Origin of the sequence: Pseudomonas sp. R4-39-08 (assembly GCF_003852275.1) — a bacterium.
Taxonomy (GTDB): domain Bacteria; phylum Pseudomonadota; class Gammaproteobacteria; order Pseudomonadales; family Pseudomonadaceae; genus Aquipseudomonas.
This window is the reverse complement of the sequence record NZ_CP027733.1, coordinates 3,764,748-3,782,216: the sequence shown is the minus strand read 5'-3', so window position 1 is coordinate 3,782,216 and position 17,469 is coordinate 3,764,748. Positions and strand designations below refer to the sequence as shown.

Annotated in this window: 5 protein-coding genes; all 5 read right to left on the bottom strand. The window is 62.6% G+C overall.

Going from position 1 to position 17,469, the window contains the following annotated elements; genetic code table 11:
- Window positions 1-483: 483 nt before the first annotated feature.
- The 5 genes from C4J88_RS17390 to C4J88_RS17370 all read right to left on the bottom strand — a co-directional run bounded on the left by C4J88_RS17390 (window position 484) and on the right by C4J88_RS17370 (window position 17,217).
- Window positions 484-10,896, bottom strand: coding sequence for a peptidoglycan-binding protein (locus C4J88_RS17390; RefSeq protein ID WP_124407671.1), 10,413 nt, complete (start codon window positions 10,894-10,896; stop codon window positions 484-486).
- A 16-nt stretch (window positions 10,897-10,912) separates the two neighbouring features.
- The gene (locus C4J88_RS17385; RefSeq protein ID WP_124407670.1) at window positions 10,913-12,271 is read right to left on the bottom strand and encodes a hypothetical protein; all 1,359 of its coding nucleotides are present in this window, start codon (window positions 12,269-12,271) and stop codon (window positions 10,913-10,915) included.
- Entirely contained in the window at window positions 12,268-15,843 is a 3,576-nt protein-coding gene (locus C4J88_RS17380) for a hypothetical protein (RefSeq protein WP_124407669.1), read from the bottom strand. Before C4J88_RS17380 ends, C4J88_RS17385 begins: the two co-directional genes overlap by 4 nt.
- A gap of 2 nt (window positions 15,844-15,845) precedes the next feature.
- Window positions 15,846-16,703, bottom strand: a complete 858-nt coding sequence (locus C4J88_RS17375; RefSeq protein WP_124407668.1) for a hypothetical protein — start codon at window positions 16,701-16,703, stop codon at window positions 15,846-15,848.
- A gap of 178 nt (window positions 16,704-16,881) precedes the next feature.
- The gene (locus C4J88_RS17370; protein WP_124407667.1) at window positions 16,882-17,217 is read right to left on the bottom strand and encodes a hypothetical protein; all 336 of its coding nucleotides are present in this window, start codon (window positions 17,215-17,217) and stop codon (window positions 16,882-16,884) included.
- Between the last annotated feature and the right edge of the window lie 252 nt (window positions 17,218-17,469).

Here is a 17,469-nt window from a genome sequence, read left to right as displayed (position 1 = left end):
TGTGCCTGTGCGAAACCCGCGCAACACCTGCGCACACATGGGCAATCTAGACTTCAGTCAGAAGAATGAACCCTCAATCTATCGAGTGCCCCCTAGCCCAGCACTCTCAAAATCGGCGGAATGGCTGAGTGTTGGCCTCTATGCCCACGAGGAATCCTTGCCGGGCCATGCCTGGGCGGTGGAGTTAATGGATTTGAACTGCTGATTCCACTAGGTGCCGAAACAGCTACCACCCAGAGGATATAGCGATGACTGAAGAAAAGAAGAAAGAGCCCGAGCAGGAAACCCCAGCGCACTCCACTGAGCAAGAGCGTGAGCGCTTGAAGGACTTCAACAAAGACGGCATTCCGCCTGGCGCTTGCTGATCTGTTCGCCACTTGACGCAATAGGCAGGACGTTCTAGTTGGATGGACTCGACGCCAGGTTCATGACCATCTCGTTGCTCCGCTGAAAGCGACCTGCCTGGTCAGCAGCATTTTCGCCTCATAGACCTCCTTGTTCCGGGGGAACCTTGTTGGCCGATATCCAAAGATTTTCGATGCTCAGCAACGGCGGCTGGTTGTCTGAGGGCAATGCTCCCTGTGCCAGTTGGGTCGGATCGTCGGCGCTGAACGCGCGCAGGGTCAGCTCGACCCGGGCGTTGCCCTGGACAGTGACTTTTTCGGCCAGGCGCCAGCGATCGATGGCCTGGCTGAACGTGCTGATGAAGGCGGGCGGGGTGTTCAGCGAAGTGCTCACCGGCAACATCAGCGCGGCCGGCAGCACGGTGCGCGCGACGACTCCCTGCCCGGCGATGTCGTAGCTGTAGCGCCCCTCCATGCCCACCTGGACCGTGGTGCCGTTGCTGCCTGAACCCAGGGTGGCAAAAAACACATTCAAGTAATCCTCCAGACTCGCCTTCGCCACTGACAGGCTGTCCAGGGAAAAGCTGTCCTGGATGATGTGGGGGCTGATGCTGTCGACAAAACGCACGACCGGTGTGGAGAAGCGGAACAGCGGGTTGGTGTGCAAGGTGCCGATCTGCGCGGCGGGGAACAGGATGCGGTTGCGCTCCACCGACAGCGAAGCCCACGCGTCCTGATGATCGAACACGTTGAGGGCCGGCAGGCTGGTGCGGCGCTCGTTGACCAGCAGCGCTTGCGCATAATCGAGCCATTTTGCCGGCACCACATTCTTGAGGCGATAACGGTAGGCGACCGCTCCGGGGATGTCCGGATCGATGACACTCACCGCCTCGTACTGCGTCGGATCTATTTCCACCCGTGGCGCCGGCAGGCTGACCTCGCCCCATTGCGCCAGGGTAGCGCTGATTCGGCCGGTACCTGGATCGTAGCTGGCCGCCACATCGTTGATGGTCATGTCCAGCAGCAGGGTCTCGGCCACCTCTTGACCGTCGACCATCACCCCGGCGAGCACTTGGCTGAAGGCGCAGGTCAGGGCCTGGGGAGGCACAAACGCGGTTTTACTGCGGATCGGACTGGCCCAGGCATGGTAGGCATCGGTGACCTCCTTGACGATGTACACGAAGGCCGCCACCGCATGCTGGGCCGCAGCGATTTGCAGCTCGGTCGGCTGGCTGACATTGATCCCGGTGAGGTTTTGCTGCATGGCCACTTCGATGCTCGGGTAAACAGTGACGAACTGGGCCAATGCCGCGACCAGGCTTTTACCGGTGCTGCGCAACGCTCCGTTGGTTGTCGGGGTGTTCAGGGCTATGGCGACGTTGAGGCTGTCCTGGGCGGCACCCCGGACCAGGGAGTCAAAGGCATAAGTCCACTTGCTCAGGTCCGAAGCACTTTGCGCCGGCTGTGCCCAGGCTGTCGCTGTCTGGCGCTGGACCGTCGGTGGTTCAGGCAAGGCTCGCAGCAGCACCGGCAGGTTCATGGTCTGCCCTCCGGCCAAGGGGATCAGCAACGGCCCGCCGATCAATGAGATCCAGTTCGACTGGGTGTAGCCGCTGATCCCCGGGACGCTGCGCACGTCGTGTTCCAGGTGACTGACCTGCAACGCCAGTTCCAGTGGTACATAGCTCCTTGCTGCCTCGTTGCGGGAATTGAATACAAACGCAAGGGCGCTTTCGCCAGCCGAAGCCTGCAAGCGAATGCGGCCGCTGCCGAAGGCGTAGTTGTCGTTCCCTGTGCCGGGCGTTGACTGACTGGTACCCGATACGGTCGGCTGGCCGTACAGCGACAACGTTTGGTCGGTCGCGCTGCCTTGCACGCAGAAGCCGACGATAGCGGTGGTGCTGTAGGCCGAGTACAGCTGGTTGAGCAAGCTCTGGCGCAGTTTTTCAGCCGCAGCGGCCCGGGTTGCCCCGTCTTGCGGACCTGCCGATAGCACCGGTTCCAGGGTGGATGCGATATCGTCAGCCAGCACCTGCTTGGCGCTGAGGATTTTGCCGAGATAACCGTCCTTGAGCGGGTCCTTGCTGCCGAGCAGGGTGTCGAGCAGGAACACCGAGGGCGCATAGGTCGGTGACAGGAAACCGTCGATGGCCTTGAGGGCGGTTTCGAACCAGAGGTTCTGATCGACGCCCGTGAGGTTGAGTGTCGCCAGGTCATCGCCAGGGAACGGCTGGTCCGGCCGGTAGGTGGGGTAGATCTGCACGCTGTCGGAAGTCAGGCTGTTAGCGATCGGCCGGGCTGCGAAGTAGCCTGGGACCGGATCGATGCGGTAGCGAATACCTGCCGCGCCCTCCTGCTCGGCGAAACGGACGGCCCACAGCGTCTGGCTGCGTCCGTCCGGCGTGCTGCCGGGGTCTGCGGTGCCGCTGCCGACCCGTGTCAGCCAGGCGCCGGGGCGCAGGAACAGCGCCTCGAAGGCTGCAGCGAACACGCTATATCCACTGGTGCTGGCGGTCACTGGATCGGGGACCGGCAGCAGCGTACTGGTCACCGCCACGCCGCCTGCCAGGCCGGCGACATCCGGCGCCACCAATGTCGAGACCCGCCGCAGGCTGAGGGTCAGGCTCAGGGGCAGGATCGAGCCGGGCGCGAGGCTATCGATATCCACCGCCAGGCACAGGCGCACGGTAGCGGGTGGTGCTGCAGTGGCGCCCTGGATCAATTGCCCGAGGTACAGAATCACCCCGTTGATGTAGTCCAGCAACGGCTGCGACTGGCTGATGTCAAGCTGGCTCAGCGGCTGGGCGAACAGGCTGTTGACCAGTTCCACGCTGACCGCGCGGCCGTTGCACCAGGGCAGGTTCAAGTCCTGGTAGGACTGATTCAGTTGGTAGTAGATCAGGCTGAACATCTCCAGATCCTTACCGGCCTGGACCTTGATGTCGCCGCCGCCGGCCGGGTCGTAGCTGGAGGTGTCGAGGCTCAGGTGGATAACCAGTTGCACGCCGCCGGCAGCGGCTTCATAGGTGTAGAAGGCGCGTGTGTTGGGCCAGGCCGACAGGGCGATCAGGCGATCGTTGTAGCGCAACGGCAGCGGGGGATGGTTGAGGCTGCCACTGTAGCCGGCCGGTGGCTGCTGGAAGGGCGTCACGGTGATATTGCCAAAGATGTCCAGCCAGGAGAGGTTCACCTGGGCGAAGCTGCCCACACCTCGATAGGGGTTGTCGGAGGCGGACGGCAGGCCTGGGTCCACCGGCTGCGGGGCGGCATTGCTGGTGGCGCGGCGGGCCAGGCCAAGGGTTTGCTGATAGAAGTACTGGCTGTCCTCGGCCAGGGCGTTGAGGGCCTCGCGTCGGCTCTGCGGGTTGCGCATGGCTCGACGATGGATTTGCGCCTCAAGCTCATCCGCCCCGATGTCCGGCCGCTGTGGCCCGAAGGGCAGGGCCAGGTCGCTGGCGCTGAACCAGGGCGAGCCGTCGATGCCTGCACTCAGCACCGAGTAAAGGTTGTACAGGTAGGCACTGGCATAACCGTCCGGGTCCACACTCGGGGAATCCACCGGTGGCGGGTTGTCACGCAGCACGCTGAAAGCGGCATTGCCTTGGTTGAACACCGCTTGCAAATCGAAGGTCCGGGTATCCAGCGTCAACGCACTGCCGCTGGCCAGCAGCCCGACTACCCGCTCGGCGCCGACCGCCAGTGCATCGAGATCGAGCCCGTAGTAGTCGGCCAGGGACCGCAGGCTGTTGCCCGGTGCAAGGCTGCCGTCAACGACATAGACCAGTGCCGGGATGAACAGCGCCACGGTGCTGGCGGCGCTGACGCCGGGGTTGAGGGCCGTGATCTGCGCGGCGCTGACCGGTTGCAGTGCCCCCACCGAGTAGTAGCGGGCCAGATTGTCGAGAATTGCCGCGGGCACGCCATTGCCTGCGCTGGAGTCGGCCGGTGTCACCAAGTGAATGATGCCGTCTATGGGTACTTGTGCGTTGGTGGTCAGTGTCGCGCCCGGATTGAGTTCGGCAATGCGCCCGGAGCCGATACCGTAGAACGTCGCCAGGCTTTCCAGGCTGTCACTGGCGCGGGTCGGCTGGCTGACACCGGCGGTACTGGCCGAGCGCAGGGCCATGTGGCTGCCTTGCTGGATCACCGTATCGGTGGTGACAAAGGCATTGATGAAGTTGCACAGGCGGCCTTGCAGGGCGCCCCGTGGATAGGTGGTTACCAGGGTCAGCGTCGCCGTGCCACTGTCGTCGAAAATCCCATCGGGCAACCCGCTGGCGGCGATCACGTCGTAATAGCTCAAGTAGTAGCCGCCCGAACGGACGGTAGACAGTTCCCAGAGCAGTTTTACCACTTCCTGGGGAGGATTGAGGATGCCACGCGGCCCCGCGTCGTCGGCTGTGCGCGGGGTCATCAAGTCGGGTGGCGGGTTGGTTTCGGTCGACAGGTTGGTCTGCGTCAGGAACGCGAGGAAGTCGCTCTGGGCCTGGCTCAGCAGGTTGCTGGCCTTGGCATTGCCCTGGGGCATCAGCAGGAACTGGCCGCTGATGATTGACGTACCCAGCTCGCTCACCGCGCTCAACAGGCGCTCCAGTAATTGCGCATCGGTGGCCGAAGGGCCGAGCAGTTGGTAGGTATACGCCAGGCTGCTGCCCTCGCTGGCAATGACGCCGGGCTGGGCCTGGGGCAGCCGCTTGATGGTGAAGTCCACCCGCGTCGCGTAGCTGTAGGAGGCTATTTCGCGGCGAGTGGTTTCGAGGGTCGCGGGGTCGGTTGAAACTTCCCAGGGGGTTAAGGCCGGCAGGTAGGGCAGTTGCTGCGAGAGATCAGGCAGTTGCGGGGCGAGACAGCCCACCCGCTGGTTGCTCAGTCGGACCAGGCCATCCGGCAGGGACCAGAGTATCGGTTGCACGCTGGGCGCGTCTTCGGTTGAGGCACGCAGGTTCGGCTGGCAGAGGTCACGCAACTGCTGCAGGTCAGCGGTCGACCACAGGGAGATGCTTTTAACCGCATAGTCTTTCGGGCTGCGGGCAACGGTCGGCAGCAGGCTGATGCTCGGTGCCGGCTGGAACTTGCCGTGTTGTGCGTAGGCCAGCACCACGCAAAGGTTGCTGTAGGCCTCGTTCAGGTTCATTGAGCCGCTGCTGCCGCCGGCGATCGTGACGAACGACAAGTCAACACCATGGCTGCTGGCGTCCCGGCTCAGGCTGATGGGGAAGTCAGTCCCGGGCACCTGGTCGGTGGGCGTGGGGAACTGCTGGCCGGTCAGTTGATAGAGACCATAGGCGCTCTGGTTGTTTGGGTAGAGGAATTGCGCGCCCAGGCTCAGGCCGCCCATGCCCCCCGGGTTTGACGGCAGGCGCAGGCCATAGGCCAAAAAGCGCGAAAGCATGCCGGCCAATTGGGCCAGTTGATCGGTGCCCACCACCACGGCCCACAGGTCTTGGGTAAAAAGGCTATCGAGGGCTGTCAGGGTGATCTGTTGCGTGGCGAATAGCGGCCCGACACCGAAGTTGCCGGACAGCGGATCGCTGAACAGGGCCATGGCACTCACGCCAAAGCGTGCGCCGCTGCTGGTCAGACTGTCGCCGGCAGCGGTCTGGTACGCCAGGCTCGGCAACAGCAACGGTTGGCCCGGCAACAGCAGGTCGGCCATGATGTAGAGCGCGCTGTCCCGGGCCAGTACGGACAGGTCGATTCCCAGGGCCCTGGCCAGGCTGTTGAACGTTTCTCCGGGGCCCGTGGTGTATTGGTGAATGTCGTTGCCCACCATCAGGCTGATGAGTTGACCGGCGGCAATCACCGTCGAGTTGCCGTTAGCCAGGATCAAACCCTCCGCAGTGGTCGTCCAACGGGCTGGCACGGCGCTGTCGGACCAGGCCCGTGCGACGGTTGCCAGGGTGTCGCTGCTTTGCAGGGTATAGGCGGGCAGAGGGATGTTCAGAGTCAGCCCACCGGTCAAGGCGACTTCGGCATTGGGCCGGACAATATCGTCGAGGGTCAGGCTGTTGCCACGTGCTTCATTGGTCCATTGCAGGATCTGCTCGATGGAGTTGCCGTTGGCCGTGGCATAGGTGTAGTCGTCAAAGGCATTGAGGGCGACCTGCAACAGTTGCCGGCCAATAACCATGAAGGCATCGGTAAAAATCACGGCGGCCATTGATTCGTTGTCATCGTCCGAGGCGCGCAGCGACGGCGCGCTGCGCTCATCCTTGGCCGTGACAACGGCCGCCAGTTCCTTGAATAACTGCGCGACGTTGCTGCGATAGGTGCTGTTGGTGCCCACGTACTGGAGAAAGTCCAGGGTCGCGCTACCGGCGTTCGCCAGGGGGACGTTCAGGGACAGGCCATCGAAGACCGGGAACAGCACCGAGCCGGCCTCCAGCACCTGCTTGATCTGCGCCTGGTTGGCAGCGTCGGGCAAGGTGATGCTGACGTCGAAGGACGACAGGAACGTCAACAGCTCGCTGATGCCGAACGGCGGGTTGGCCAGGTCGGCAAGGCGTTCGATATCCACCTCCAGCAGGGCCTTGTCCACCAATGTGCCGAGGATGTCGGCCAGGGTGTCCTGCTCGCTTCTGGCTGAGCCCAGGGTGCCGATCAGCCACGGCAGGTAATCGGCGCACAAGCGCTCGAAACTGCTGGAGCCAACCGCCTGCCGTGTCTGTTGAGTCGGGGACGGTGCGTCCATGGTCAACAGGAACACGAAAGCCCCTTGCTGGCCGCTGTAGCTTTTCACGCCTTCGTTGCACATCACGGTGAATTGCGGCGTCGCGTACAGGTTCAATGCCGGCTTGGTTGCACTGCGCGGCACCGACATTGCCTTGGGTGTGACGGCCCGTCGCTGGCCGGCGAGCTGCAGATGTCGAGCCTGGCGAGCCAGCAGCGCGGTCGGCTCGGCCCAGGGAGCCGGGCCGCTGTTGAGGGCATTGATCTCGAAGCGCGCCGAGACGTCGGCATGGAATGAAAAGCTGATGCTGAAACTGAACAATCCCAGGTCGATCTTGACCTTGACGCTGACTTCCACCGTGGCTCGGGCCGCGATAGGAATTGGCATGTAGCTCTCGTACGTCAGCGAGAGCGACAGGGTAATGCGCACGTTGATCGCCGCCGAAATAATCGCGAAGTCGATGCTGCCGTAGAGCAGGCCGATGACCCCGACTGTGCCCTGGATCTTGAAGTAATAGTCGTCCTGCACACTGCTGTTGGCCGTGACCAGCGCGGTGGACGGGCGATAGGCGTGAAAGGCGGCGATAGTGCCCTCCAGGATGCCGAATACCGTCAGCGCGAAGCCGGCTTTGAGCGGCCCTTTGACGAAGTTGTAGCCCAGGCCCAGTTGCAGGCCCAGGCCGAAGACAATCACCGGGTCGAAAGTGCCCTGGGTGGTCTTCGGTACCTGGGTCGCGGTGACCGACGAGAGCTTGCCCAGGTAGAAACCACCGGCACCCAGCACTGGCACGCCATAGACGATCGCGCTAATCGAGAACGAGCGGCTGAAGTCGAGATTGTAGGGGAAGCCGATGTCGATGAAAAAATCGCCATTGGTATAGATCTTCACTCCGATCTCCGGCAGCACGATCGATACCGCACCGAAGTTCAGGTTGCGGATGCTGTCGGGAAAGGTCCATTCGATCTGGTAGACGCCCACATCGTCGGTGATTTTCTTGTAGAGGATGTCGAGCACCAGATTACCCAGCGCCTTGGCCTTCTCTCCGGCAAGGGCCAGGCGCAGGCCGTAGAGGTTGGGGTCGTTGAATACCAGCATCAGGTCGACGGTCCAGTCCTTGCCGGTCTTGAGCAGCAACAGTTGCCCGGCGATCAGCCAGTCGCTGTTGCGGTTGTAGTACGGCGTGCCCTTGGTACCGCTGTCGCCAGGGTTCAGCGGGTTGCTGGAACCGGTCGTTGAAGGCACCGCTTTCAAGGCGTCGATCACCGCTTTGGTATTAGCGAAGCTGTCGTAGCCACTGATGGCCACGCGTTGGCCAAGTACCAGCAACGGTAGGCTGAAATAGTCCGTACCTTGGCCCGGAACCGAAGGCAGCTTGTCCACGGGCTGGCCTTTCTGGGGATCCAGCAGGTTGCTCCAGTCCTGTTGTTCCTCGGGATTGTTGCCTTTGAACACCGAGGAGCCGTCGATGCCCAGGGTGATTTTGTCAACGCCGTCGACCTTCTTGCGCTCGAACACCAGGCCGTCGATGCTCATGAAGCCCAGGTCGATCTTGCTCGCCAGGGTGTATTTGGCGGCGATGGTCGGCGTGCTGCCGTTGCTGGTTTCCAGGCTGATGACCAGCGACAGGCCGTCGAGGGAAACCTGGTTGAGCACGTCCCAGGGTGATTCGAGCGTGAAGTAGGGGTCGCCCAGGGACTGCATGAGTTTCTGGATCAGACGCCCCAGGCTCCAGTTTTTCAGGGTGAAGGTCAGGGTTTTCTTGTCGGCCTGATAAATCGCCGTCAAGCCTTCCCAGGACAGGCTCAATTGGGCATTGCTGCCCTGATTGTCGGGTGCAAAGCTATAGCCCAGCAGCACGCTGTCGTTGAGGAAACTGAAATCCCACAGCGTAGTGGCGCTGCCACTGTACTGCTGCTGGGCGGGTTTGCTGGCGTCGTAGCTCAGGCTCAGGGTGGCCAGGGTGTCGACGCTGAAGGCCTGGCCCAGGTTGAAGGTCCAGCGCAGGCTACCGGCGACGGTGTAGCGGTCGATCGGCGTCGCACCGGTGGCAAGAGTGGCGTCCACCTCAAGCGTGTCGACCAGCAGGGTGCCGGGCAGGAAATCGGGGAATGTGAAGGCGCCACCGAAGCTGAGGAATTGGCTGACCAGCTGTTGCACATCCACCGGTTGCGCCAGCCGTGCGGCGACTGTCCAGGTGGCTGGGGACTCGGTGCCGTCATAGTCGATGCTGGCGTTGGCGAAATACGGCCCGATGCCGACCAGTCCGCCGATGCCTGCCTGGTAAGTGGTGACCGGCGCGGTATTGGCGACACCGCTGGCACTGGTGGGGGTGGTGGCCTTGATATAAAGCTGACCGTCGGTGACCGAGAGTATCGGCAGGCCGTCGAGCGTGAACAGGTTCAGGTCCAGTTCGAAGCCGGCGTTGAAGGCGTAGCTCTTGGCGCCCACGTCAAGGCTCAGGCCTACGTCGGACAGCGAGGCATCGACGAAGCTTTTGGGAATGCGGATCAAACCCAGGGTGAGCGCGGCAATCAGGTCGTTGAGATTGGCGGTACCGTCGAAACGTGCAAGCAACTGGAGGTCGGAATTGAATTGGACGAAGAACAGGCCGTTTTCGCCGGTGGTCTTGCCCTTGAACACCTCGGGTAACAACAGGAACTGGGTCTGGAACAGAAAACTATAGGCACTGCCCTGGGGAAGATAGTTGATGCCCCATACCAACTCGAAATCGGTGACGCCGAAAATCAACTGGTTGGTCGGGTCCTGCAAGGGGACCCAAGGGTGCTCGACATTGATCACCGTCGGGTCTGCGCCCAAGGTCACGCTGGCGCTGCTCAGGGCCAGGCTGGGGCTGGTGGTGCCGCTGAGGCTGAGGCTGCGCAGGCCGATCCCGGAGAGGAACTGCTGCAAGACCGGTGGCGTTCCCGTGAAAAAACTGCCTTTGTTGTCCAGCAGCTCGATGACCGTGGCCGGGGTCAACAGGGCGCTGCCGTCGTCGCTGTGACCGAGGTAGAAATTGAACGCGTTGCCATTGTTGATCTGGGCCAGGGCGCGCATCTGGTAGTCGATGGATTGACCGCGCTGGTCGGTCAGGCTCAGGTCGAGGCCCAGATACAGGCTGACCTGCTGGTCGTAGAAGGCTTGCGCCGGGTCGTCGCCGTCCTGCAGTTCCGGTGGGCCGATGATCAACCCGAAAACCGGTGCATCGACACTCAGGTACATCAGTTTCAAGCCGCTGTCCGCGCCGAGGAAAGGCGCCTGCAGGGTCGTGGTCGGCATGAAGATATCGATCCCGTCGACCTTGGCGAAATCCATGCTGCCGCTGAAGGGCAGGGCCAGGGTTGGAAAGCCCAGGCCCTGCACCACCGCGACCGCATTGCTGAGCTGGGCGGGCGGCGTCAGGTTGGCGGCAAAACCCTGGCAGGGACCCAGGTTGTCATTGAAGGTGAACACCGCGTTGCTGATCACGGCCCACTTGAAGGGAATCCCGGTGGCAAAACTCGACAGATCGGCCCAGCTCCAACTGGCCGGCGTGGTGACGATCTCCAGGCTCAGGGCCTGCGCGCCGTCGATGCCGCTCAGGCCGAAGGTCAGCACCAGCCCCTGCTGCACGTCCTGCTGCAGAAACCGCGCACTGACGCCCGTGACCTTGAACGTCTGGCTGGTCGGGTTCAGCGGTTGCACGCTTTGCGCGGTCAGGCTGATCGACAACCCGGCGACAGACGATTGGAAGGCCGCGTTGAGGTCGCTGTCCAGGCTGTCGGAAACGCTGACCCCGGCATCCGCCAGGCCTGCGATCAGGTAGTCACGGGTGAGGAGGATCGGGGCGCCGGCATCGCGAGTCAGTGCCGCGGCGAGGTTGCTCAGTGGGTTGTTGGCCATCTGTCTTCTCCTTGAATCAGACCGTCACGAACAGGGCCAGGTGATCGCTGGTGGAGCGGATGTGCCCCATGTTTCGCCAGCCACGGAAACGTTGCCGGTCGCCAGCGGCGAATGCCGGCGCCGGTGATGGCGGCCAGCCGAGCGGAGGCGCCTGGAAATCGCTGGCGATGGCCACCATGCCCACGGGCGCACCGCCAGGCGCGGGGTTGACCACATTCAGCGGCGTGCCGACCACGGTGTTGGCGATGGTGAAGTTCCCGGCCGCGCCGCCACGCACCAGGATGTTGTCGATCGAATACAGGTTGCTGCTGCTCGACGAGCCGATGTAGCGGTAACCCGGATAAGGCACGGCTCCCACGTTGGTCGACCAGAAGATCGTCGATTTCTTGCTCTTGAGGTGGGTGGCGAAATAGCCCATGTAGGCATCCAGGGCCGGAGGCGGGGCCGCAGCCGGTGGCTGCAGTTGCAGGGCGTACCCCAGGCCCGTGAGCGGGGCGTAGCGCAGTGGATCATTGCCGGTCTGGCTCAGCAGGTTGACATTGAAATCACCGGTGATGACCCGGGTTTCCAACGCGCCCAGGGCGGCGCTGATGTCACGCACGTTGGCCAGACCGTTGAGGTAGGCATTGGCCGCCACGTACTGCGGCGGCGAATGGATGGCAAACAGCGTGAGGTTGCGCTGCACCACCACGGGCGGGCCGTCGACGGTTTCACAGAACGTCACCATATAGGGTTCGCGCAGGCCGCCATAGTTGAGGGGCGCGCCGAGGTTATCGACGAAATCGACCCGCGCCGCGCACCGGCTTTCGGACAGGTTGCCGGGGTTCAGGGCGGCAGGGGGAATAGCGCGACCGGCGACGGTAAAACAAGCGTTGGTCTGCAGCGGCGGGTAATTGCCGGCGGCGGGCGCAGGCAAGACGGTGGGGTTGAAGCTGATGCCATTGCCCGCTGGTGACCAGGCGTTGGGGCCGGTGAACAAGCGTCTGCCGGCCGCCACGCCGGGGCCCGCCGGGATCACCGGTTTGTAGAACACCGCGACGCCCTCGGCTCGCCCGGCCTGGCCGACCACCAGGGGCGGCACCAGGTTCCAGGCAAGCCCGGTCAGGTTGCGGATGCGCAACAACAGCTCCACGCAACCTTGCCAGCCGCCGGTTGGGGAAATCAGTGAGCCTGGGCCGTGGCTCGGGCCGCTGGCGGTCTCTACCACCACGAAGATGTCCGGGTTGAAGGCAGTGATATGGGCCAGGATCAGCGCCAGTCGGTCGGCAGCGTTCAGGTCGGGAATGAGCGCCCCGGCGCGGTTCCGCTTGGTGCTCAAGGGGCGGATCTTGTTATAGCCGAAGCTCTCGATGTTCCAGTACAGGACGCGCGTCATGAGGCGATCTCCGAGGGCCCGGTCAGTGCCGGATGCGTGGACGTATCCGGCGCCAGGGCCAGCAGGCGCTCGGTGTCGCTGTCCGGATCTTTGACGTAGGCGGCATACCAGCCCAGGCTGCCGGAGGACTGAGGGTCGCCAAACAGGAAAAACTGCAGGGTCGCCCCCGGGGGCAACTTGGCGATGCCGAGGATCTTGATGCCGATATCGGTCAGTTGCAGGTTGAAGAATTTCGCCTGCGGATCGGGCTGCCCCGGGATGGTCTGGTAGAGCAGTTTGATCGGTCCGGTGGACACCTTGATGATTCCCTGCAGGGAAAACACGCTGGCGGATGGCGCGGCACCCGGCAGGCTCAAGCCAACGAAGAGCATGGGGTTGGCGTCGGTGCTCTGGCTGTCGGGCGACCAGGCAACCAACAGGTCGGACTCGAAACCAGCGCCCGAGACCAAGGCGCCGGGCGATCCCATGGTGACTTTGTAGACAATGCCCGACCAGGCTCCGGACATAGGCTTGAGCGACAGGTTCTCCGGCAGGACCGGGAGAAAACCGTAATCCGCGGGTTTCTTCTGTTCCGGCGCCTGGATGAATTGCTTGAGCTGCAGGGTCAAACCCTTGTAGAGGCTTTTGCCGCGAACCTGGCTGGTGACCGGATCGAATCCCAGGTTGCCGGGATCGAAGCTGAAGCTCACGGCGTTAGGTGTGGCGCTGGGAAAACTCATGCCGATCTGCAGGTTGGTATAAGCCAGGCCCTCGTTGCTCGCACTGCCGTCTTCGCTGCCAAAGGACAACAGGTCGAATGGCCCGGAGGAGGTCTCGAGCAGGGCGAAGTCCAGCTTGCCCCACATCAGGAAACGACTGGCGGTGGTGACGCCGCTGTCCGGGCTGCCCAGGGTGTTGAACTGGATGCGATTGACGGATGCGGCCGGCAGCACGTTGCTGTCCAGGTTGAACAGGTAGCTCTGGCTTTGTTCGAAAACATAGGTGGTGGTGTCGTTTTGTTGCAGGGCGCTGCCGTCGAGGACCATGGCATTTACGGCACTCGGATCTTCGGCGCGTCGCGTGGCCTGGATCGCTGAACCGAACAGGCGGTCCAGGCTCAGTTGGATACGACTGTTGAAGGTCACCAGCCTGGACTGACGAAACAGTGCCTGGAGCTGGAGGACGCTGAAGGCATAACCTTCGGTCGTGGCCAGGGCGATGGGCATGTCGGCGTCCGCGCCGTTGGCCCGGGCCTGTTCATAAGCCGGGTTCTGATAGTCGATCAGTCCAAAGAGATTGGAAATGCCCTGGATATCCAAGGTGTCGTCCTGATGGCTGATGCGACTGACGCTGGCGCCGAAGTGGTGGGCGAGAAAGCGGCTGTAATCGATGCCGGCGGCGATCCCGGCCAATTGCTCGGGGAGGCTGTCCAAGGGCAGGTCGGCATTGAGCACCATAAAGCCTTTCCATTCGGGGTCGTTGACCTGGGCGACGAAGTCCGCATAGAGGCTGTCCGGTGTGGCGGCGGCCTTGAGCTCGGCGGCGCTGATGAAGTCCTGCAGCCACTGGGACAAACCGGTGTACGCCAGGGTCTCAAGCCCCGGCACCAGATCTGCGGTTTTCGAGAACGTCTCGGGCAGGGTCCAGCGGTTGGGATTGTCGATGCGCTCTTTCAGGCTGCCACTGCAATATTTCATGATCAGCACGTTGCGGTAGCTGGTGGTTTGCACGCCGGCACCGATATTGGCGATGAAGTGCCAGTCGGCGATCTCCATGTGGTTGCTGAACGTTGCGCCCTGGGTGAAAAACGGTTGCGGGTTGACGCCGACGAGAAATAACTGATTGGTTTGCAGCGCCTCGTGCAGCCCCTCGGTGGGCTGCTCGAAGGCAAAATCCAGCATGCTCTCGGCAGATTTCGAGCGTGCCAGCAGCACTTTGCGGTAGCCGATACCGTCCGGATCCAGGTCCACCAGCAAGCCTTGCGGTGTGGTCGCCCGATCGGGTTTTTCGGCCGCGCCAGCCGGGGCCCGTTGCAGCCGTTTGAGCCGTGCGGCCCGCCTGCCCGGCAGGGTGGCGGCGCTGATCAGGCTCTTGCGCGAGGCGGCAAGAATCTCGCTCTCGAACTGGGTCAGATTGACGCCCGTCGTATTGGTCATGCCGGCATACGGCACCAGGGGGAAGGCGAAGCCTGGGGTTTGCGGGAGCGGTGTGCGTGGCGCGGCGGGGGCCAGCATCACGGTGTCGCCAGCGGCTGCGGCCTGGCCATAAAGCGGGCTGCCGTCGGGCTGTGCGCTGTAGGCCGGGATGGAGGCGCCGGCAATCAGGCTGCTCCAGGAGGTCCGGTAGTCGCCGGTCAGCAGGGCGGTGACCGCGCCACTGGTGGGGGACACCAGGCTGCTGGTCGGGAATGGGAAGATGGGTGCATACGCCGATTGAGCGGCGAGCAGGCGTATGCGGTCATTTTCAGTGGGACTGGCCGCAGGATTGTAGTTGGAAAAGCTCAGCCATTCGGTACCGAAGATGCCGCACAACAGCGATTGCCCGACGGCGGCGGGAAGGGTCGGCACACTCAAGCCATAGTCACCGCTCAGGGTGAGGCTGTAGCTCGCGCCGTCATCACAGAACACCAGGCTGGCCGCGTGGGGCAGGGGCCAGCCATTGGCATCGAGGCCATTGAGCGGGACCAGATTGATGGGGTTGCCGGCAGTGCTGCGCCATTGACTGGGCAGCGAAGTGCTGCCGGCAGCGGCGAAGGCCAGGCCGGTTCGGATCAACCCGGCGGCCAGTTGCGTCGCACTGATGTGCTGGTTCAGCCGGTCCAGCGGGTCGAGGACACCGCCCATGTTCAACGTGGCCGGCATGCCGATCGGGTTGAACACCGGGTAGTTGAGCAGGGTGTTGCCGTTCCCGGTGTTGACCACATAGGCAAAGCCGGTCTGGAAATACCGCAGCGCAGCCACAGGGTTGTAGGTCAAGGCATAAACCAGACTTGCGGCCTGGCTACCGTCCAGCGGTACATAGGCCAACGGCTGCTGCGGGGGAGTCAGTTGCAGGCCGCTGTCTGCCTGCAGTTTGTCGTTGAAGCCCATGCTGATCCCGGTACTGGACTTCAGGCGCAACGCGTTGAGGTCGGCATCGTATTTGACGAAGGTGCCGAAGTTGATGAAGAAGGTCAGGCGATCGCCGAGCTTTATGTTGAGGTTGTTCTGCACTTGGCAGGACGTCCCCAGGCTGATGCGCAACCCATAGTCGTTGAAGCGTTTGGGCGCCGGCAGGTTGCTGCCCGGCAACCAGAGCAGCGCCCTGCCGACGAAGTTGCGCTGCTCGACGGCAAACAGAAAGTTATAGAGGGCGGTGACAAACGCCGACGGGTCGCTGCTTAGGCTGACCGGCTCGCTGGGGGCAAACAGGTAATGGCCGGCCTGCTTATCGAACGCATCGGCAGGGCTCAGGCTGGCCGGCAAATCGGCGGGTAGGGTGCCTTGGGGCATCACGTAGCCGCGCCAGCCATAACCACTGTCATCGGGCAGCGCATAGGCCGCGCTGTTGGCAATTTGCTGATAGTCGGATGGGGTGGTGGCGCGGCTGGTCATGTCTATCCCCTGCAGTTGTCGGCACGGCCACGAATCCACGACCAGTCGGCGATGCTGCCGGCGTAGTGGTTGGGCAGGTTATGGCCGGACTGAAAAGTGCCATCGAGGCTGAGCTGCCCCCGCTGTTCCTGGGTGGCGGGACGAAACGACAAGGCCCCACCCTGGATATGCACCGGCCCGACGCTGGATTTGCGCAGGGTCACGGGGGTGGCGGTGGCCATGACGGTGTAGCGGTCGATCAGGTTCGTGGCGTAGTAGAAACTCACTTGGGCCGTCAACGCGTTGCTGCTGTCGGGTTTGTAGGGATCAAGCAGTTCCACGGTCACTTGCAGGTCCGGCAACAAGGGTTGGCGGTAGTGGGCAATCACGCTGGTGGTTGGGCTCTGCCAGCGGATAAGGTCGCCGCGATAGGCTTGCGCGTTGTCCTTGTTGTCCTCGTGCGTGCCTTCGATATTGAAGTCGGCGAGCACATGCGAAGTGTTCGGAGGGGCACAGAAAAATGCGCCCAGGCTGCCACGTATCCGTTGCCCATCGCTGGCCAGGTCAAAGGTGGCAGTGGGTGTGTCGGCCGTCATGCTCAACCCGGTCAGGCCAGCGCCGCCCATGGACAGTTCGGCGTTCACCCGGGCCTCGCGACTGTCGACGATCAGAACAAACAGCACCGGACCCACCTGACGGCTGACGTTCATGCCGGGCAGCAGTATCGGCCCTGGCAGGCAGGGTGCCGGGGTTGCCGAAGAGGCGGAAGGAGCGGGAACGAGTTCGGCGCAGCCCGAGGTCAGGGAGGCGTACTCGACGCTGGAAAAAGTGTGGCTGAACCCGTCAGGCAAAGCCGTCGGCGCATGTCTGCCGGTCGCCATTACCCACAGGATGCTTGCCAGAATCGCGCCCAGTGTTAACCAGCAAACCCGGGTATAAAGCATCCGATGCTTTGTCACGCGAGGGTACCGTCCATGTCCCGTACTGCGTTAATGAAACCGGCGTACGTGCGCGTCCGCCGGCTTCAAGGATGGGGTCTGGCTAAAGAACCCGTATGGATCAGGAAAGGCTGAATGTACCGATGTTGGTGCTGGTGAAAGGCGTCTCGGAACCGCTGTCGACGATGATGCCAGTGAACAGGATGCTGAACCCCGCGCCGACGTTTTGCAGCGTCACCTTGGCGCCCGCGCGCAGGATCACCGGTCCGGCAGGGGCGTCGGCGGCGAGAATTTGCGTTGAGGCAGTGTTATTGACTTGGGTAGCCCACAGCAGGTTGTTCTGGTAGTTGAACGTGACCTTGGTGGTTTCGTTGGGATCGCCGTTATACGTGGTCACGGAGTTGCAGTTGATGGTGAGGGGCGTGGTGACGGTATTTACCGAAGTGAAGGCGTTCATTTTGAATATCCTTTTCCAGTGTTGGTCATGATCCAGGGAGCTGAATCGAGTGAGAGTCTAGGCGTGCTTCTTCGCCTGTAAAGGCAGGGCGTTAACAGAATTTGGTGCGTTTTTTTGCCAGTTTTGCGACGAGCGCGTGGCTTGCTTAGCGTCCAACTGACTGTAATCAGATGGCTTTTTGGAAAGGGGCAGGGTATGGCTAAATGCCTCTAATAGCGTTTTATAAGCATCGTTAGGCCGAAATAGTCGTTC

Bases quoted from the DNA above. Each gene is read 5' to 3' on its own strand.
- C4J88_RS17390 (WP_124407671.1), bottom strand. From the start codon at position 10,896: ATGGCCAACAACCCACTGAGCAACCTCGCCGCGGCACTGACTCGCGAT.
- C4J88_RS17385 (WP_124407670.1), bottom strand. From the start codon at position 12,271: ATGACGCGCGTCCTGTACTGGAACATCGAGAGCTTCGGCTATAACAAG.
- C4J88_RS17380 (WP_124407669.1), bottom strand. From the start codon at position 15,843: ATGACCAGCCGCGCCACCACCCCATCCGACTATCAGCAAATTGCCAAC.
- C4J88_RS17375 (WP_124407668.1), bottom strand. From the start codon at position 16,703: ATGGCGACCGGCAGACATGCGCCGACGGCTTTGCCTGACGGGTTCAGC.
- C4J88_RS17370 (WP_124407667.1), bottom strand. From the start codon at position 17,217: ATGAACGCCTTCACTTCGGTAAATACCGTCACCACGCCCCTCACCATC.